At 39.1% G+C, this 17,791-nt stretch carries 19 protein-coding genes and 1 other RNA gene; 10 read left to right on the plus strand and 10 right to left on the minus strand.

Annotated elements, in window-relative coordinates; translation table 11 throughout:
• Positions 1-3: 3 nt before the first annotated feature.
• Positions 4-735 (plus strand): head GIN domain-containing protein, encoded by a 732-nt coding sequence (locus tag RM541_RS05485; protein ID WP_311499213.1) that lies wholly within the window; start codon positions 4-6, stop codon positions 733-735.
• Between the two features lie 188 nt (positions 736-923).
• On the opposite strand, the gene RM541_RS05490 is transcribed toward RM541_RS05485, so the two are convergent.
• Together RM541_RS05490 and RM541_RS05495 are read right to left on the minus strand one after the other, a co-directional pair.
• A complete protein-coding gene (locus RM541_RS05490; RefSeq protein ID WP_311499214.1) occupies positions 924-2,258 on the minus strand; it encodes an MFS transporter in 1,335 nt (444 codons plus the stop codon).
• Positions 2,259-2,333: 75 nt separating this feature from the next.
• A complete protein-coding gene (locus RM541_RS05495; RefSeq protein WP_311499215.1) occupies positions 2,334-3,158 on the minus strand; it encodes a M48 family metallopeptidase in 825 nt (274 codons plus the stop codon).
• 183 nt (positions 3,159-3,341) lie between these two features.
• Between RM541_RS05495 and RM541_RS05500 the strand changes: the two genes are divergently transcribed.
• The 6 genes from RM541_RS05500 to lpdA all read left to right on the plus strand — a co-directional run bounded on the left by RM541_RS05500 (position 3,342) and on the right by lpdA (position 8,075).
• Positions 3,342-4,220: an alpha/beta hydrolase gene (locus RM541_RS05500; protein WP_311499216.1), complete on the plus strand. Its 879-nt coding sequence runs from the start codon at positions 3,342-3,344 to the stop codon at positions 4,218-4,220.
• Positions 4,221-4,246: 26 nt separating this feature from the next.
• Entirely contained in the window at positions 4,247-4,726 is a 480-nt protein-coding gene (msrB, locus tag RM541_RS05505) for a peptide-methionine (R)-S-oxide reductase MsrB (protein ID WP_311499217.1), read from the plus strand.
• A gap of 4 nt (positions 4,727-4,730) precedes the next feature.
• Positions 4,731-5,123, plus strand: coding sequence for a peptide-methionine (R)-S-oxide reductase MsrB (msrB, locus tag RM541_RS05510; RefSeq protein WP_311499218.1), 393 nt, complete (start codon positions 4,731-4,733; stop codon positions 5,121-5,123).
• 15 nt (positions 5,124-5,138) lie between these two features.
• Positions 5,139-5,675 (plus strand): hypothetical protein, encoded by a 537-nt coding sequence (locus RM541_RS05515; protein ID WP_311499219.1) that lies wholly within the window; start codon positions 5,139-5,141, stop codon positions 5,673-5,675.
• Positions 5,676-5,843: 168 nt separating this feature from the next.
• Positions 5,844-6,530 (plus strand): collagen-like protein, encoded by a 687-nt coding sequence (locus RM541_RS05520; RefSeq protein ID WP_311499220.1) that lies wholly within the window; start codon positions 5,844-5,846, stop codon positions 6,528-6,530.
• A gap of 153 nt (positions 6,531-6,683) precedes the next feature.
• Positions 6,684-8,075 carry a dihydrolipoyl dehydrogenase gene (gene lpdA / locus RM541_RS05525; RefSeq protein ID WP_311499221.1) on the plus strand — a complete coding sequence of 464 codons (1,392 nt, stop codon included), beginning with the start codon at positions 6,684-6,686 and terminating at the stop codon, positions 8,073-8,075.
• Positions 8,076-8,474: 399 nt separating this feature from the next.
• Here the strand turns inward: lpdA and RM541_RS05530 are convergent, their stop codons facing one another.
• The 4 genes from RM541_RS05530 to RM541_RS05545 all read right to left on the minus strand — a co-directional run bounded on the left by RM541_RS05530 (position 8,475) and on the right by RM541_RS05545 (position 11,165).
• On the minus strand, positions 8,475-9,200 hold the full coding sequence (locus tag RM541_RS05530) for a Dph6-related ATP pyrophosphatase (RefSeq protein WP_311499222.1): 726 nt from the start codon (positions 9,198-9,200) through the stop codon (positions 8,475-8,477).
• Positions 9,197-9,622 carry a type II 3-dehydroquinate dehydratase gene (gene aroQ / locus RM541_RS05535; protein ID WP_311499223.1) on the minus strand — a complete coding sequence of 142 codons (426 nt, stop codon included), beginning with the start codon at positions 9,620-9,622 and terminating at the stop codon, positions 9,197-9,199. Before aroQ ends, RM541_RS05530 begins: the two co-directional genes overlap by 4 nt.
• A gap of 104 nt (positions 9,623-9,726) precedes the next feature.
• Entirely contained in the window at positions 9,727-10,224 is a 498-nt protein-coding gene (locus RM541_RS05540) for a hypothetical protein (RefSeq protein ID WP_311499224.1), read from the minus strand.
• A 323-nt stretch (positions 10,225-10,547) separates the two neighbouring features.
• Positions 10,548-11,165, minus strand: a complete 618-nt coding sequence (locus RM541_RS05545) for a porin family protein (protein WP_432264662.1) — start codon at positions 11,163-11,165, stop codon at positions 10,548-10,550.
• A 119-nt stretch (positions 11,166-11,284) separates the two neighbouring features.
• Between RM541_RS05545 and xerD the strand changes: the two genes are divergently transcribed.
• Both xerD and RM541_RS05555 read left to right on the plus strand, forming a co-directional pair.
• Complete coding sequence (gene xerD / locus RM541_RS05550) at positions 11,285-12,181, plus strand: site-specific tyrosine recombinase XerD (RefSeq protein ID WP_311499226.1); 897 nt, start codon at positions 11,285-11,287, stop codon at positions 12,179-12,181.
• Between the two features lie 255 nt (positions 12,182-12,436).
• A complete protein-coding gene (locus RM541_RS05555) occupies positions 12,437-13,384 on the plus strand; it encodes an aldo/keto reductase (RefSeq protein WP_311499227.1) in 948 nt (315 codons plus the stop codon).
• A 75-nt stretch (positions 13,385-13,459) separates the two neighbouring features.
• On the opposite strand, the gene rny is transcribed toward RM541_RS05555, so the two are convergent.
• From rny to RM541_RS05575, 4 genes are all read right to left on the minus strand, one after another.
• Positions 13,460-15,022 (minus strand): ribonuclease Y, encoded by a 1,563-nt coding sequence (gene rny / locus RM541_RS05560; protein WP_311499228.1) that lies wholly within the window; start codon positions 15,020-15,022, stop codon positions 13,460-13,462.
• A 51-nt stretch (positions 15,023-15,073) separates the two neighbouring features.
• A non-coding RNA gene (ssrS, locus tag RM541_RS05565) (6S RNA) lies at positions 15,074-15,181 on the minus strand.
• A gap of 48 nt (positions 15,182-15,229) precedes the next feature.
• Complete coding sequence (locus RM541_RS05570) at positions 15,230-15,523, minus strand: cell division protein ZapA (RefSeq protein ID WP_311499229.1); 294 nt, start codon at positions 15,521-15,523, stop codon at positions 15,230-15,232.
• Positions 15,524-15,532: 9 nt separating this feature from the next.
• Positions 15,533-15,823 carry a hypothetical protein gene (locus tag RM541_RS05575; RefSeq protein ID WP_311499230.1) on the minus strand — a complete coding sequence of 97 codons (291 nt, stop codon included), beginning with the start codon at positions 15,821-15,823 and terminating at the stop codon, positions 15,533-15,535.
• Positions 15,824-16,003: 180 nt separating this feature from the next.
• Here RM541_RS05575 and RM541_RS05580 point away from each other — a divergent pair, with 180 nt between their 5' ends.
• Complete coding sequence (locus RM541_RS05580; protein ID WP_311499231.1) at positions 16,004-17,692, plus strand: M23 family metallopeptidase; 1,689 nt, start codon at positions 16,004-16,006, stop codon at positions 17,690-17,692.
• Positions 17,693-17,791 lie beyond the last annotated feature (99 nt).

Genomic DNA, 17,791 nt, shown 5'->3' on the forward strand with positions numbered 1-17,791 from the left:
ACCATGAAAATAGCAATTCTCGTATTAATAGCACTAACCTTAAGTTTCACTTCTGCAAATGCACAGTGGTGGGGAAATGATAAAATTAAGGGAAACGGAAAAGTAGTAACAGATAATCGCTCCACACCAGATTATGATGAAGTACAGCTGGTAGGATTTATGAACGTAGAACTTGTAGCAGGAACAGAAGGAAGGTTAAAAGTAGAAGCCGAAAGTAATCTTCAGGAATATATTATAACCGAAGTATCTGGCGGAATACTTAAGATTTCAGTAGAAAAAGGAGTGCAGATAGATCCTTCTCGTGGCAATGAGATAAAAATCACCGTTCCTTTTGAAGATCTTGAAGGCGTTTCGTTAACAGGTTCCGGAGATATCTGGACTCGCGACAAAATAAAGGCTTCTAACTTTAGCTCCAGTGTAACCGGTTCGGGGGATATGAACCTGGATCTGAATGTAGAAAACCTGGAGGGAGCAATTACAGGCTCCGGAGACGTGAATTTTAAAGGAACTGCAAATACTTTTAAATGTAAAGTGACAGGATCGGGAGATTTTGAAGCTTATGATCTTAAAGCACGATTTGTGGAAGCCACTGTCTCCGGTTCTGGGGATGTTATGGTAAATGTTTCAGAAAAGTTAACTGCAAGAGTATCCGGCTCCGGGGATATCTCATATAAAGGAAATCCTGAAAAAGAAGATTTTAAAACTTCGGGATCAGGAAGCGTTTCTTCCTATTAAGGTCGAAAATTGGCAAATTTCAAGCCTCGCTTTAATTGGCGGGGCTTTCTGATTTAAAATGAAATCTTCCACTTTTCTGGATCTTATCGGCTTTACACCATCGTAAGCGGAGGGAAATGAAGGGCGACAACCTCCCGTTTGAAGTTCAAATAAAATTCAAGCAAATTTGGCTTTCATTTCCTGGTTGATCAAAGGTTTTTCTCTCCTCTGCTTTTCTGCGGAACACGAAGTAAGAGAAAAACCCCTGCTATAAAGAACACCACTAGAAAAAGTATGGAATTTCGTACACTTCCGGTGATTTGAGCAACTATTCCGTATAAAAACATGCCTATTACTATTCCTATTTTTTCAGAAACATCATAAAAGCTGAAATAACTTGCCGTATCAATCGCATTTTCCGGTAGCATCTTAGAATACGTAGACCTGGAAAGAGCCTGGATTCCGCCCATTACCAGCCCCACCGAACCAGCAGCGAAATAAAACTGAAGAGGTGTCACAATGTAATACGCATAACCGCAAATGGCTATCCAGATAAGATTAATATAGATAAGGGTCTTGATATTACCAATTTTTAATGCCAGTCTGGAAGTAAGCATTGCCCCTGCCACTGCTACAAGCTGAATAAGAAGAATACTAACAATTAAGCCTGTGGTCGCATCCTGCTCACCCCAATCCAGTTCTTCAATCCCAAAATAAGTGGCAATAAGCATGATGGTTTGCACCGCCATGCTGTAGACAAAAAACGCAATTAAGTAGCGGTATAACTGAACATCCACCTTAAGCGAAATCCAAATTTTTCTGAGTTCCCGAAATCCGTTAAAAAGAATATTCCGCGTTAATCGTGCCTTTCTGTTACCTTTTGGCAGATAGCGATAAGTATATTGGCTAAAACCTATCCACCATATTCCGGTTAATACAAAAGATAATCGAATGGGTAAGCCTTCATCTTCAAACCCAAACCAGTCGTATTTCAGGATCATAACCAGGCACAATATGAGCAAAATAACACTGCCAATATATCCCATGGAAAAGCCTTTGGCACTTGCTTTGTCCTGCTGCCTTGGAAAAGCAATGTCCGGGAGGTAAGAATTGTAAAAAACAAGGCTGGACCAAAATCCGACAAGCGCAAGAAAGTAACACAATAGTCCAAACCATAGAAATTCCAGCTGAAACCAAAATAACCCTATACAGGAAACTGCGCCCAGATAACAGAAGAATTTCAGAAAGTTCTTCTTATTTCCAACATAATCTGCAATTCCCGATAAAAACGGACTCAATATCGAAACCACCAAAAAAGCTGCTGCCGTTATATAGCTTATAAGGCTGTCGTTATTAAAATTAATTCCGTGGAAAGGAACAGTATCATCAATAATTTTTCCTTCCGAATTCTTGACGATCGTAAGCGCTCCATAAAATATTGGGAAAATTGCCGAAGATATAACAAGTGGATAAACGGAGTTTGCCCAATCATAAAAAGCCCATGCATTAATGAGCTTTTTATTTCCCTTTGGAAGTTGTTTCATGATGCTAAAAATAAAAAAAAGCTGCCGTAAAAGGCAGCTTTTCAATATCAATTCTCTATTAATTTTTATTTGGTATTATCTAAAACTGGTCACACCATATTTTCTGGCTTCTGCTTTAGCTTCCGGTGCCCATTCAGTAAGATTATTTATTCTCGTTTGATTAGACGGGTGGGTACTTAAAAATTCCGGTGGTGCCTGTCCATCACTTTGTGCAGCCATTCTTCTCCACAACTCGGCAGCTTCATCAGGATTATATCCTGCAATTGCCATTAGAGTTAAACCAATCCTGTCTGCTTCGGCCTCATGACTTCTGCTAAAAGGAAGCATTCCTCCTACCTGGCTACCGATACCGTAAGCCTGAGCTATAATTTGTTGCGTGGCCTGACTCTGTCCACCTGCAGCAACTCCCACTACAGCTCCACCCACTTGCTGAAGTTGGGCTGCACTCATTCTCTGCGCTCCATGGTCTGCAAGGGCATGTGCAATTTCATGCGCCATAACTGTCGCAAGACCGGTTCGCGTTTCTGCTACATCAAGTATTCCGGTATATATTACTACTTTTCCTCCGGGCATAGCAAATGCGTTTACCTGGTCATCTTTCACCAATTGAATTTCCCATTCAAACCCCTGCATAAAGCCCTGATAGCCGTTAGCATTCAAGTATCTTTCTGCTGCTGTAATAATTTCCTGCCCTACTTGCTTAACCATTCTGGACTCCTCTGTTCCTGTAACAACATTAGCTTCAGAAAGAAACTGATTGTATTGTTCAAAGGATGCCGGGAATAGTTGCTCGTTGGACACGAAGTTCAAATTTTTCTCTCCTGTAAAAGGATTGGTCTTACAAGCCACTACCATCAGCAGCATTGCACTAGTTATTATTAATGTTTTTTTAAGACTCATATTATTTTGATTTATGGATTAAAATTACAAAAGCACCTGTTCTTCCTGAAGTGTTTAAGTAGGATTTAACAAATTGAGTAAACCAATTATAGTACCACATTTTTCGGCTACAGGAGAAACACATCAAATCTGGGAATCAGCAGAAGTAAATATTAGCTAACTTGCAGGTCAATTTTTGCTAGCATGACGAAGAAAAACAAAGAAAACAAAGAGAATATTCCTGTACAGCGGCTGTTAATCCCAGGTTACATCCTTCAATTTAATAAAATTCTCACAAAGCTTTCCCCTCACCTTGCCAGTAGATTTGCTGCAAAACTTTTCCTTACCCCCTTCCGATATAAACTTCCAGAAAGAGAAAAGAAAATGGACGACGAATCTATTCAAAAACGAATAAAACTTCCCATAGCCGACAGGGAGATTGTTACTTATGAATATGGGAAGTCCTCCAGGAAAATTTTGCTCGTGCATGGCTGGAGTGGACGGGGAACTCAGTTAAGTAAAATTGCTGAAGCGTTACTCGAACAAGGCTATAGTACAATAAGCTTTGATGCCCCGGCACATGGAAAAGCACCAGGTAAAATAAGCATGATGCCCTTTTTTATAGAAGCTATTCACTATCTGAACAAAATCCACGGTCCTTTTGAAGCCATTATTGGACACTCTCTTGGTGGAATGTCTTCCTTAAAGGCAGTAAGTGACGGAGTTTCCACCAAAAAAATTGTTCTTCTTGGGACAGCAAACAGCATTACTCATATTACTAAAGAATTTGCCCGGAACATGAAGATGAACGACAAGGTTGCCGGCAAAATGAAAGCCTATCTGGACCTCAAATTAAGACAGGATATGGACAATTATTCTGGGGCTGTTTCTGCTAAAGGTATAGAAACTTCAACCTTAATTATACACGATGAGAATGACGTAGATGTAGCTGTGAGTTCTGCTTATGAAATAGATAAAGTTTTGAAAAATAGCGAACTCATAATTACAGAAGGACTCGGTCACCGGCGCATATTAGGTGATCCCGTGGTAATTAACAAAATAGCAACATTCATCGCGGTATGATCTTTGTACTTTTGAATTAAAAAAGTATGAAAAAGTTAATATTCGCTTTTCTTGCCATGGTTGCAGTTAGCTGCGGGGGCAACGCCCAGGAAGAAAAATCTTCAGAGAAATTTGAAGTTACAAAATCTGAAGAGCAATGGAAGCAGGAACTTACCAATGCAGAATTTCAGGTACTGCGTAAGGCATCTACAGAAAGACCATTTTCCAGTGATTTAAATGATATCAAGGAACCCGGAACTTTTGTTTGTGCAGCCTGTGGCAATGAATTGTACGAAACCGAACATAAATTTATGAGCGGTACCGGATGGCCAAGCTTTGATCGTGCTGTTGAAGGCGGAGTGGCTTATGGAAGGGATTCCAAATTAGGATATAGTCGTGATGAGGTGCACTGCGCAAGATGCGGCGGACATTTAGGGCATGTATTTAATGACGGCCCCCGGGAAACTACTGGTAAGAGACATTGCATTAATGGAATCGCGATGGATTTTGAACCAAAAAATCAATAAAACTATGAAAAAGTACACTATAGAAAAATCAGAAGAACAATGGAGAGAGCAACTCTCTGATGAGCAATATCGCGTCCTTCGGGAAAAAGGTACCGAAGCACCGCATACAGGTAAATACAATCTTCACTTTGAAGAAGGAGAATACAAATGCGCTGCCTGCAATACTAAGCTTTTTGAAAGTGACGCAAAGTTCGAAAGTGGCTGCGGATGGCCCAGCTTTGATGAAGCCATAGAAGGAAAAGTAGAATATATCCAGGACAAAACTTTTGGAATGATTCGTACAGAAATTTTATGTGCGAATTGTGGTAGCCACCTTGGACATGTTTTTGATGATGGCCCTACGGATACTGGGCAGAGATATTGCGTAAATTCAGCAAGCATAGAATTTAATAAATAACTTAACACCTATATTATGAAAAAATTACTTTCAATTTTATTTTTATCGACATTTGCTTTTGTATCATGTTCAGATGATGGTGAAATAGGTCCCCGTGGTCCACAAGGCCCTCCTGGAGAAGATGGCGCTTATGTTGTCGGAATCAGTTATGAATATGATGTAGAGTTTCAATATGATGAGGAATCAAATATTTATACTTCTTTATTAGAATTTCCACAAACTGAAGAACCATCAGATGCTATTTTGGTTTATCGACTGGAAACAATTAACAATATTGACACCTGGAATTTGATTCCTAAGAGCTATTTTTTAGATGAAGGAATTCTTCAGATTTCCTATAATCATACTGATGAGGATGTACAATTACTAATTGAAGCCGATTTTGATATAAACGATTTAAATTCTTCATTTACTCAAGATCAATATTATAGAGTCGTTGTTTTACCTTCAGATTTTGAGCAAGGCAGTGTTGATACTTCTAACATGCATGCTGTATTGGATGCATTAAATCTTCAGGAAAATGAAATAATTAAAATTAAAAACTCTAAGTAAATTGCATAAAGGCTAAGAGTCTTTATAATATTTATCCAGTTTATAAAAAGCTTGCCCTTGTGGGCAGGCTTTTTTTTGTGAATTTATCTAAGTAGCAAAGAAAACTATTCCCCTTTTAAGGTAATTTTATATCTTCACTTCCCTAATCAGATAAACTAAAAATTAATTATGAGAAAAATCTTTACACTACTTTTTATCTCCACATTTTTATTCACAGCATGCTCAGAAGACGGAGAAATGGGTCCACAAGGGCCACAAGGTGAACAGGGCCCACAGGGAGAACCTGGTCCGGCAGGTGGACCACAAGGCGAGCAGGGTGAGCAAGGACCTGTGGGACCAGAAGGTCCACAGGGTCCTGAAGGACCACAGGGACCACAAGGCGAACCTGGAGATGCAATTACCGGGACGGTTCTCGATTTGGAGGTATCAAACTTTAATGAAGCCAATGATTACACGCTTTTTCTGGAATTTGAAGAAGAGGGAGTAACTGTTGAAGAAGACGATGCTGTTCTCGTTTATATGGCCACAGGTCAATTTGACGATTCTGACGGAGTTCCGTATTATGTTTGGCGCCAGCTTCCGCAGATTTATTATACCGAAGACGGGGAACAAATTCAATACAATTTTGACTTTACATTCTTCGACGTCACAATTTTTCTAAATAGCAGCATTCCTTATGAAGATTTTGACACTATAGATGCCACTTACACAGACAACCAACTCTTTAGAATTATAGTGGTTCCTGCGACTTTTGCTGAAACACAAAGCGTGGATATTTCCGACTACAATGCCGTAATGAAGAAGCTAAATTTTAATACTAAAAAGATCAGAACCGTTTCCCCGAGCAGCAAATAACATTTAATGACTTATTCAGATAAAGCTTATCCTTATGGGTAAGCTTTTTTTATTCCGATCTTTTGAAATAATGCCAAAGCATAATGCTTTCAGTTTAGGCTATAATTCCTTAAATTCGCTACTTCTATAACCGATTTAAAAATTATTCCGAATATGAGTAAATACGATGTCATAGTGCTGGGTAGTGGCCCGGGCGGTTACGTAACTGCAATTCGTGCTTCACAATTGGGTTTTAAAACTGCAATTGTAGAAAAAGAAAGCCTTGGTGGCGTTTGTCTTAACTGGGGTTGTATCCCTACAAAAGCGCTTCTTAAAAGTGCTGAAGTTTTTGACTACCTAAAGCATGCCGACGATTACGGATTAAAGCTTGAAAACGCAGATAAAGATTTTGGGGCTGTAATTAAAAGAAGCCGCGACGTTGCCAATGGAATGAGCAAAGGTGTGCAGTTTCTTATGAAGAAAAATAAAATTGATGTAATTGAAGGCTTTGGGAAACTGAAAAAGGGTAAAAAAGTTGCTGTTACAGATAGCAAGGATAAGACTACAGATTACGAAGCAGAAAATATTATAGTTGCAACCGGCGCCAGATCACGGGAATTGCCAAACCTAAAGCAGGATGGTAAAAAAGTTATCGGTTACAGGGAAGCTATGACTCTGGAAAAGCAGCCTAAATCTATGATCGTAGTTGGCTCCGGAGCTATTGGGGTAGAATTTGCACATTTCTACAATGCTATGGGAACAGACGTAACTGTTGTAGAATTTCTTCCTAACGTGGTTCCTCTCGAAGACGAAGATATTTCCAAACAATTCGAAAGAAGCATCAAAAAAGCCGGAATTAAAGTAATGACCAACTCTTCAGTAGAAAGTGTGGATACTTCCGGAAAAACAGTAAAAGCCAAGGTGAAAACCAAAAAAGGTGAAGAAACACTGGAAGCCGATATTGTGCTTTCTGCAGTGGGTATTAAAACCAACATAGAAAATATCGGACTTGAAGAACTCGGTATTAAGACTGAAAAAGATAAAATCATTGTTGATGATTTTTATAAAACCAACGTTTCCGGCGTTTACGCGATTGGAGATGTGGTTCACGGCCCTGCCCTTGCACACGTTGCTTCTGCGGAAGGAATTCTTTGTGTAGAAAAAATCAAAGGCATGAAAGTAGAGCCGCTTGACTACGGAAATATTCCTGGTTGTACTTATGCAACTCCTGAAATTGCTTCGGTTGGAATGACAGAAAAGCAAGCTAAGGAAGCCGGTTACGAGATCAAGGTCGGAAAATTCCCATTTTCGGCATCAGGAAAAGCAAAAGCTGCAGGAAAATCTGATGGTTTTGTAAAAGTAATATTCGACGCAAAATACGGAGAATGGCTGGGTTGCCATATGATTGGCGCCGGAGTTACAGATATGATTGCTGAAGCTGTTCTGGGCCGAAAATTGGAAACTACAGGTCACGAAGTGCTAAAAGCAGTGCACCCTCACCCTACAATGAGCGAAGCAGTAATGGAAGCTGTTGCCGCCGCTTATGATGAAGTAATTCATATTTAGATTGTAGAAAATTTAAGCTTAAGAATCCCGAAAAACTGAAAAGGTTTTTCGGGATTTTTTGTTTGTGGATTATAGTTCGCCGTTCGGAGAATATACTGCCGATAATTGCCATTTTTGATGCAACGCCCGTAAAAGCCCCCCTCCTCACCAAGGATGGATGGCCGAAGGCCAAATATATTGTCTACTATAAAGTTCCCTCCTTTTTAAGGAGGAGTGGCCGAAGGACGGCGTGGTTTTTCCAGTTCAAAGCCCGGAATTCGTAGTTCGGGGAATTCATTGCCGATAATTGTCATTTTAATGTACCACTAAAAATAGCAGCAATCCCAGATTCTGCTCATCAAGCACCAAACAAAAATGCTCCCCTCCTTTTAAAGGAGGGGTGACCGTAGGTCGGGGTGGTTATTTCGGAAGTAAGTCGCAGTACCAAAACCTCGAATCCCAGGTTCTGTCGTCGTCAGAGAAACAATTATCTTCTTTGTTTCTCTTCTGGGGATAAGATTTTTCCACCCTCTCTCCTATTTCAAACTTTACTGGATTATTAAAGATTGGTCCGTCAAAAACAAAAGTGTGAAATTCTCCATTTTCACCACAAGGATCTACACCTTCAGGTAAATCATCTACAAAAGCCTGGTCGATAATTCTTCCGCAGAAAGATTTATCGAGTATTTTAGCATTTACGCAAACAACAATGGCTTTAAAATTTAGCAGTAAAAATTCCTGAATTAATTTTGAAGTATCTTTCTTCCAAAGTGGATAAACCCCCTTTAATCCCACTTTCTCTAGCTGTTCTTCTCTATAATTCCTGAGGTCCTCCAGGAAAATATCTCCAAAAATGCTGTATTTAAAACCCTCCTTAATTAGTCCTTCTGTTGTCTCCTGCATTTTAGAATTATATTCCTGCATAGAAACAGCTCCGTTTAAAGCAATCACCTGAAGTGGCAGCCCCATATTCTGAGCCTGCTGAAAAAGCAGCTCATTTCGCAGTCCGTGCATCGAAACCCGGTCAACATCGGTATTTATCGTAGTTACCAATTTTTCTACAGCATATTCCTTTTGCTGCTGAAGTTTGTATAGTGCTAATGCTGAGTCCTTCCCACTACTCCAGTTGAGATAGGCTTTCTTCATTCTTCATCTTTAATGAAGCTGGTAATTGCCAGATCGTAACTTTTAAGTCCGAAGCCAAGAATTAAACCCTTTGCATTTGCTGCAATAAAAGATTTATGCCGGAAATCTTCGCGGGCATGGGTATTAGAGATATGAACTTCTACCACCGGAGTTTCAATCGCCTTTACAGCATCACCAATGGCTACAGAAGTATGGGTATATGCCGCCGCATTAAGCACTATCCCGTCAAAAGTTTTAGCAGCATTTTGCAGTTCATTAATAATTTCTCCTTCCATATTACTCTGTACATATGAAAGTTCCAGGCTTCTGAATTTAAACTGAAGATGAGAAAAATATTCTTCAAAAGTTTTACCTCCGTAAATTTCAGGTTCGCGTGTTCCTAACAAGTTAAGATTAGGACCATTAATAATAAGTATTTTCATACCGTAAATATATCGAAATATGAACGTATTTTCTTCAGTCTGGATCCAGAAAATAGAAAAGCAGGATCTCTCCTGCTTTTAAAGAATATTTATACAATTTAAACCTAAAGTCCAAATTCCAGGCCTACGTTAAAGGTACCAACACTAAAATTGTCTTCAACATTAATATTAGTATATGATGCTATTATATTTAACATAGCAAGTGAAAATCCGGCCTTGGGTCTATAAAAAAATCCACCGTCATTTCCATCATTCACGCCTATGGCATATCCAAGATCCAGACCTACCACTAAAAAACCTAGATCAACACGACCGGCAGCACCCACAGGAATAAACTGAAAATCATCTACTTCCCATTCCACACCTTCATCATCTCCATCTGCTCCAAAAAAATGCATGTAGCCGGCTGTGGGCCCCACTTTCACAATTTCAGCTAATCCAAAAAGGTAGCCGATATCTGCACCCACATTAAAATTTGAAATATCTTCCACATCTCCTACGGGAAGACCTACGTTCACTCCTAGTATGAAATCTCCATCCTGGCTAAAAGAAGACTGCATTCCAAACAGGAAAATACCGAATAATAAAATTAGCTTTTTCATTTCTTTCAATTTAGTTGGTTTACTAATAAAGGTAGAGAAATAAATAATATATATCTGTATATTAACAGTTTAAGGAAATTATGCGCAGAAACTTACCTTAGATTATAACGTAGTTGATCTTATCGGCAAAGCGCGGCTTTATAACCGGTTCTTTTATATATTTTTTTCGAAGATTCGTAACTTTCATGTATTTAAAAATCCTTCTCGAGAGGTAATGTAACTGCTGCAGCTTCTTTTTACCTCTAGACATGAAAGAATTTTCCAGCCATAAAAAAAGCGGAAGAAAGATTCTCCCGCTTTAAAAATTTTTACTTTTTCTATTCTTAGAACATATATCCAACTCCAGCCTGGAATACAGAGTTATGAACATCATAATCTTCAATTAAATCTGAAAACCCATAGATATACCTTCCCTGGATAAAAAATCCATTATTAAATTTGTACTCCAAACCGGCAACACCACCAATTTCAAAATCCTGAACTCTACTAACATCCGAAACATCAGTATCTCCTCCATCTTCAAAAGGTGCATTATCGATTTCTTCGTTTACCTTAAAATTAAAAGAAGGCCCCGCCTGTACATTTAATCCTTCTACAAGATAAATTTTTGCCAATACGGGTACACTAATGTAATCTAACTGGTACTCCACGTTATCATCAATATCAAAAATATTATCTTGCTGATCATCTGAAAGATCAAAGCCCTGTGCAGAGTAAAGCACTTCCGGCTGGATGGAAAACTTATCTGCTAAAGGTATTTCGGCCAATAATCCCAAATTAAAACCTGTACGCATGTCTGGATCTTCAAAGCCACGTATTCCGTCGCCTGTAAAGGTAGAGAAATTGACACCTCCCTTAATACCAAATTGTACAAATTCCTGCGCACTTACTGCTGTTGTTGCAAATAAAGCCATTGCAACCATTAAAATCCCTTTTTTCATATTCATAATTATCTTTTTAAAAGTTGAAACAAATGTAAGAGTCAACTTGTTAATGTAATGTTTAATTGGGGCTAAAGTATTGCTAAGAATATCGTCTCAATTGTTCTTATCTTTAGCAAATGAAATGGGAAAATGCACTAAAAGATTATCGCCACTATTTGAGAATAGAAAGAGGTCTTTCTCCTAATTCTATTGAGAATTATAGCTTAGATATTATCAAGCTCATCAAATTTTTGGAAACCAATGATATAAAAATTTCCCCTATAAATATTTCAGAAGAAATCGTTCAGCAATTCATTTATGAAACTGCAAAAACCCTGAATGCACGTTCCCGTGCAAGAATAATTTCCGGCCTTCGTGGCTTCTTCAATTTCCTGGTTTTTGAAGATTACCGAAAGGACAATCCTCTGAATTTAGTTGAATCTCCGAAAATTGGTAGAAAACTCCCCGATACAATTTCTACAGAAGAAATTGATGAGATCATCGCGGCCATAGATCTTTCTAAAAATGGAGGTGAACGCAACCGTGCTATAATTGAAACCTTGTATGGCTGCGGTTTAAGGGTTTCTGAATTGATCGAGCTAAAAATCTCTGATCTTTTTTTTGAAGAAGGCTTTATTAAAGTCACCGGAAAAGGCGATAAGCAGCGTTTCGTTCCTATTTCTGAATATACCCGAAAATATATCGATATTTACAGAAATGAAGTCCGTGTTCACCAGGAAGTTGAAAAGTTATCCTCAGATACTTTATTTTTAAACCGAAGGGGAAAAAAGCTTACCCGGGCAATGATTTTCACAATTGTGCGCCAGCTCGCAGAGAAAGCCGGGATCCGGAAGAAAATTAGTCCGCACACCTTTAGACACTCTTTTGCAACCCATCTCCTGGAAAATGGAGCCGATTTAAGAGCTATCCAGCAAATGATGGGTCATGAGAGTATTACTACCACAGAAGTTTATATGCACGTAGACAGAAGCCACCTACGCAAAGTGATGGAAGAGTTCCACCCGCGGAGATGATGGTTAGTTCGGAGTTTTTATTTCGGAATTCGGAGCAAAAATTTCCTTCAGGCCAATAATTGCCATTTTCAGGATGTACCTTATTGCTCCCCTCCTTTTTCAAGGAGGGGTGGCCAAAGGCCGGGGTGGTTTTGCTCCCCTCCTTTTTTTTAAGGAGGGGTGGCCGCAAGGCCGGGGTGGTTAAAATTCTGCTAAAGCATGAAAATAGCTTCAAAATACCTGTAAATATTGGTACTTTCAGAAAAAACATAAACTATGAATAAATTGAAATTCAGAAACGGCGACGAAATGGCCGCTATTGGGCTCGGTACCTGGAAATCTGATAAAGGTAAAGTAGGAGAAGCTGTAAAAATAGCATTAAACAACGGGTACAGACATATAGACTGTGCTGCAACTTATGGGAATGAAGCGGAAGTTGGGGAAGCTTTTTCAGAAATATTTTCAGAAGGAAAAATTAAACGTGAAGATGTCCATATTACTTCCAAATTATGGAACAATGCCCATAAAAAGGAGGATGTGATTCCGGCACTAAAACAAACTCTTAAAGACCTACAGTTGGATTATCTGGATTTATATTTAATCCACTGGCCGGTTGCTTTTAAACCAGATGTTGCTTCCCCAAAAAGTGACGATGATTATCTGTCTCTGGAAGAAGCTCCAATTATAGAAACCTGGAATATGATGCTTGAAGCTAAAAAACAGGGTCTGGTAAAGCATGTGGGAGTTTCCAACTTCAGTATAACTAAACTAAAAGATCTAATGGAAAAAACCGATGATATTCCTGAAATGAACCAGGTGGAACTTCATCCCTATCTTCAGCAAAATAAACTACTGGAGTTTTGTAAAGAAAACAATATAAATATTACCGCCTTTTCACCTCTTGGTAGTGGCGACAGACCAGACGGAATGAAAGCTGATGACGAACCTTCTTTGCTGGAAAATGAAGTTATAACGAAAATTGCCAAAAAGCATGATGCTTCCACCGGGCAGATTCTAATTAAATGGAGTGAACATCGTGGCACAGGTGTAATTCCTAAAAGTACCAACGAAGGAAGAATAAAAGAAAACCTTGAAAGTGCTAACCTGGAACTGGATGAGCAGGACCTGAAGGAAATTACAGAGCTTGACCAGCATTTCAGATATGTAACCGGAGAGTTTTTTGTTACCGAAGGAAATTCATATGAAAATATTTATGATGACTAATCTCCCGGAAAAAATTGAGCATAAAAAATCCCGCAATAATTAGCGGGATTTTTTTATTATGATACTCCAGAGGGATTATTTTGCAATATTTACTGCTCTTGTTTCCCTTATTACCGTCACTTTTACCTGCCCCGGGTAAGTCATGTCTGTCTGGATTTTCTGTGAAATTTCGAAAGACAGATTAGAGGCTTTTTCGTCATTAACCCTTTCACTTTCTACAATCACCCGCAATTCACGGCCAGCCTGGATAGCATAAGCTTTTTTCACTCCGCCAAAACCAAAGGCAATTTCTTCAAGGTCTTTTAAACGCTGAATATAAGAATCCAGCACCTGCCTCCTTGCACCTGGTCTTGCACCACTAATAGCGTCACAAACCTGTACAATTGGTGACAACAGGGAAGTCATTTCCACTTCATCGTGGTGAGCTCCAATGGCATTACATACTTCCGGTTTTTCACCATATTTTTCTGCCCACTGCATTCCTAGAATAGCATGCGGAACTTCTGTCTCTGTATCCGGCACTTTTCCGATATCGTGAAGAAGACCGGCTCTTTTTGCCAGTTTTGGGTTTAAACCGAGCTCTGCTGCCATTACTCCGCACAACTTCGCAACTTCCCTGGAATGCTGAAGCAGGTTCTGACCATAAGAAGAACGATACTTCATACGACCAATTACTTTAATCAATTCTGGATTTAATCCATGAATCCCAAGATCTATAACGGTACGCTTTCCGATATCGATAATCTCTTCGTCTATTTGCTTGCGTGTTTTCTTTACGACTTCTTCAATACGCGCAGGATGAATCCTACCGTCTGTTACCAGTTTATGTAAGGATAGACGGGCCACTTCCCTCCTAACCGAATCGAAGCAGGAAAGAATAATTGCTTCCGGAGTATCATCTACAATAATTTCTACACCGGTAGCGGCCTCGATAGCACGAATATTCCGTCCTTCCCGGCCAATAATCCTACCTTTTACATCATCACTCTCCAGGTTAAAGACAGAAACGCAATTCTCTACCGCCTCTTCAGTACCAATTCTCTGGATTGTATTTATAATAATTTTCTTCGCCTCCTGTTGTGCAGTAAGCTTTGCTTCTTCCACAGTGTCCTGGATCATCGCCATGGCATCTGCTCTTGCGACATCTTTTAAGGATTCTGTAAGCTGTGCCTTGGCATCTTCGGCAGAAAGTCCGGAAATAACTTCTAACTGCTGAACTTTGCTACTATGGAGCTTATCTATTTCTTCCTGCTTTTTCTCCAGATACGCCGTCCTGTGCTCGTAATCTGCTAATTTATCTTCAAGATCTTTGTTTAACTTTTTATTTTTGGCAACCTCTCCTGAAACCTGGGATTCCTTATCCCGGATACGCTTTTCTGCATCACCAATTTTCTTATCACGGCTAAGGATAACCTTTTCGTGTTCAGACTTAAGCTCAATAAACTTTTCTTTTGCCTGAAGGATTTTGTCCTTCTTTATACTCTCCCCTTCGGCTTTTGCTTCTTTAATAATACTGGCAGCAGATTGCTCAGCATTTTTTATGGTTCCGGAAGCTCTTTTCCGCTCCATCGTTTTAGCAATTGCAAAACCAATAGCTATCCCCACCAGTCCCACAACGATCATTATAATTATTTCCATGTAGTTAAAATTTATGTATAAAAAAAGCCTGTATTAGTTGTGTTTTGGATTAAACTCCTTAAAATCAAGTTTAGGGCTAACAAGCTGATCAAGAATCCGCTCAAAGGCGGCGCGCTTTTACAACTTAGACTCACCCTCTTTAAAGAATCCGTGTTGAGTTTATCAAAAAATCACTAATACAGGCAGTAACCTATTTATTTAAAGAACTTAATTCGCTAAATGACTCTGTAACAAATCATTAAGTGATTTCAATTTATCTTCTGCTTCAAGCATTTCGGCTGACTTATCTATGCCCTGCTGTTCAGTTTGAGCGGCAAACTGTAAGGCACACATAGCAAGTACATCCTGCTTATCTCTAACGGCATAACTCTGCTCAAATTGCTTGATCATAGCTTCGATTTTCTTTGCAGCCTTGCGCAGTCCTTCTTCCTGTTTTGGTTGAATGGTTAAAGGATACACACGATCTGCTATCGATATTTTGATCTTTAATTTGTCGGCCATTGCTTTTAATTAGTCGGATAATTGAACAATACACTGGTCAATTTCCCTTATCAGACTATTTATCTTGAGCTTTGTTTCTCTTTTATAATCATTACTGCCCAGCATCGCATTTGCAGCTTTTAAAGACTGAATACGCTCTCCGGAATTTTCCAGTTCCTTTTTTAAGGCCGCGTTTTCAGATTTAACAGTTGTCAATTCTTCCTGTAAAGAAGCCTGCAACTGCTTCAGAACTTCATATTTGTGAAGCAACTTGCTGATTCTATTTTCAAGACTATCAACTATTTCCGTTAATTCACTCATAAAAGCTGGATATGATGCCAATCCCTACAAAGTTAGCATACCGTTTGAAATATCCCAATACTTTTAATTCTATTTTTATAAAAATCGTCTATCAACCTTAATAAACTCAGGTAAAGCCATTTAATTTTGCACGGACTTTGATTATCTTTATCCCGCTATGAATTTGCCTAAACAATTACTATGAAACTTTATTATTTACTGATCTTCTTTGCAATATCACAGATTGCGAATTCTCAACCTAAAGTCCCCCAGGATTACTTTGAAAACCCACTTGATGTTCCCCTGGTGCTTTCAGGAACTTTTGGGGAATTAAGATCGAATCATTTCCACAGCGGTCTCGATATTAAAACGCAGCAACGGGAAGGCCTGGAAGTAAAATCTGCTGCGCCAGGCCATGTAAGCCGAATTAAAATTCAGCATTATGGCTATGGGAAAGCACTGTACATCCAGCATCCAAACGGTTACACCACAGTGTATGGACACCTTCAAAGTTTTTCTCCGGAAATTGAAGCCTTTGTTAAAAAGCAACAATATATAAATGAATCTTATGAAATTGAGCTTTTCCCTGAAGCGGGAGAACTTCAGGTTGAAAGTGGAGAGCTGGTAGCGTATAGCGGAAATACCGGCGGCAGCGGTGGACCTCATTTACACTTCGAAATTAGGGACGGCAGCCAAAGACCTATGAACCCAAAATTATTCGGAATTGAAATTCAGGATTCCAGAAAGCCTCTAATTAAAGGACTCTTTGCTTATCCAATGGACGAAGATTCCCATGTAAACCATTCCGCAGAGAGGCAGAAAATCAGGTTGATTCCGCTAAAAGATGGCACTTACACCACTGAGAAACTGAATGCCTGCGGGAAAATCGGTTTTGGGATTTCTACTGTAGATCAACAGGATATGGCTTCCAATCAAAATGGAGTTTATAAAATTGAAGCGAACTTAAATGGCGATAATGTTTTTCAGCTAAATTTCGATCGTTTTTCTTTTTCTGAAACGCGTCACCTCAATCAATTAATAGATTATGAATATTATACCAATAACCGGTCACGGGTTCAGAAGCTATTTGTAGAGGAAAGTAATCCACTAAGTCTTTATGAAGATGTTCAATCTGAAGGAAGATTGGACATCCAGGACAGCCTGGATTACAATTATACCATCAAGGTGACCGATTTTGCAGGAAATGAAAGTGTTATAAGGGTTCCTATTCAGGGCGAGTTCACTGAAAGTATTCAGCCAAAGAAATTAGAAGAAACCGAATATTTTGTGCAGGCCGATCAGTCGTTTTCAACAGAACAAAATGGAATTGACGTATATATTCCGAAGGGAAGTTTGTACCAGGACAAGTATCTGGATATTAGTTTTAATGGAGATATTGTGAACCTGCACAGGGACGATACTCCAATACATCAAAATATCACGATTGGCTTTGATGTGAGTAAGTATGAACCGGCAGAAAAGGAGAAAATGTTTATTGCAAAACTTGGTTATGGGGATCGCCCCAGCTATTCTTCAACTTATAAAAAAGGAGATCGCTTTACTACCGGAATCAGGACATTTGGCAAATACACCCTGGCTTCAGATAATAATGCCCCATGGATAAGCCCGGTAAACTTTTCTGATGGCCAGTGGATTTCCAATAACAGCACTCTTAAGGTTAAAATAAGTGATGATCTTTCGGGAATACAAAGCTATCGCGCTACGGTAAATGGTAAATTTATCCTGATGGAGTATGAATATAAGGATAATATGCTAACCCACGATTTTAGCGACGGAGCTGTTACAGAGACAGAAAACAACTTTAAGCTGATTGTAACAGATAATGTTGGAAATACAAATACGTATGAAGCAAAATTCTTCAGAAAATAATAGATGCTAAAAAATGGCAATTATCAACTCAAAGTTTTTGCCACGAATTCGCGAATAAGTTCTGAATTTTCTCTGCCCTTTTAGAACTTATGCAATATA

The sequence above is a fragment of the Autumnicola psychrophila genome (assembly GCF_031846645.1).
GTDB lineage: Bacteria > Bacteroidota > Bacteroidia > Flavobacteriales > Flavobacteriaceae > Autumnicola > Autumnicola psychrophila.

What these genes read in the sequence shown, in the direction of transcription:
- RM541_RS05575 (WP_311499230.1), bottom strand. Translation starts at nt 15,823, where the DNA reads ATGAGTGAATTAACGGAAATAGTTGATAGTCTTGAAAATAGAATCAGC.
- RM541_RS05545 (WP_432264662.1), bottom strand. Translation starts at nt 11,165, where the DNA reads ATGAAAAAAGGGATTTTAATGGTTGCAATGGCTTTATTTGCAACAACA.
- RM541_RS05530 (WP_311499222.1), bottom strand. Translation starts at nt 9,200, where the DNA reads ATGAAGAAAGCCTATCTCAACTGGAGTAGTGGGAAGGACTCAGCATTA.
- RM541_RS05495 (WP_311499215.1), bottom strand. Translation starts at nt 3,158, where the DNA reads ATGAGTCTTAAAAAAACATTAATAATAACTAGTGCAATGCTGCTGATG.
- msrB (WP_311499218.1), top strand. Translation starts at nt 4,731, where the DNA reads ATGAAAAAGTACACTATAGAAAAATCAGAAGAACAATGGAGAGAGCAA.
- lpdA (WP_311499221.1), top strand. Translation starts at nt 6,684, where the DNA reads ATGAGTAAATACGATGTCATAGTGCTGGGTAGTGGCCCGGGCGGTTAC.
- RM541_RS05515 (WP_311499219.1), top strand. Translation starts at nt 5,139, where the DNA reads ATGAAAAAATTACTTTCAATTTTATTTTTATCGACATTTGCTTTTGTA.
- RM541_RS05570 (WP_311499229.1), bottom strand. Translation starts at nt 15,523, where the DNA reads ATGGCCGACAAATTAAAGATCAAAATATCGATAGCAGATCGTGTGTAT.
- rny (WP_311499228.1), bottom strand. Translation starts at nt 15,022, where the DNA reads ATGGAAATAATTATAATGATCGTTGTGGGACTGGTGGGGATAGCTATT.
- RM541_RS05580 (WP_311499231.1), top strand. Translation starts at nt 16,004, where the DNA reads ATGAAACTTTATTATTTACTGATCTTCTTTGCAATATCACAGATTGCG.
- RM541_RS05540 (WP_311499224.1), bottom strand. Translation starts at nt 10,224, where the DNA reads ATGAAAAAGCTAATTTTATTATTCGGTATTTTCCTGTTTGGAATGCAG.
- RM541_RS05490 (WP_311499214.1), bottom strand. Translation starts at nt 2,258, where the DNA reads ATGAAACAACTTCCAAAGGGAAATAAAAAGCTCATTAATGCATGGGCT.
- aroQ (WP_311499223.1), bottom strand. Translation starts at nt 9,622, where the DNA reads ATGAAAATACTTATTATTAATGGTCCTAATCTTAACTTGTTAGGAACA.
- RM541_RS05520 (WP_311499220.1), top strand. Translation starts at nt 5,844, where the DNA reads ATGAGAAAAATCTTTACACTACTTTTTATCTCCACATTTTTATTCACA.
- RM541_RS05555 (WP_311499227.1), top strand. Translation starts at nt 12,437, where the DNA reads ATGAATAAATTGAAATTCAGAAACGGCGACGAAATGGCCGCTATTGGG.
- msrB (WP_311499217.1), top strand. Translation starts at nt 4,247, where the DNA reads ATGAAAAAGTTAATATTCGCTTTTCTTGCCATGGTTGCAGTTAGCTGC.
- xerD (WP_311499226.1), top strand. Translation starts at nt 11,285, where the DNA reads ATGAAATGGGAAAATGCACTAAAAGATTATCGCCACTATTTGAGAATA.
- RM541_RS05485 (WP_311499213.1), top strand. Translation starts at nt 4, where the DNA reads ATGAAAATAGCAATTCTCGTATTAATAGCACTAACCTTAAGTTTCACT.
- RM541_RS05500 (WP_311499216.1), top strand. Translation starts at nt 3,342, where the DNA reads ATGACGAAGAAAAACAAAGAAAACAAAGAGAATATTCCTGTACAGCGG.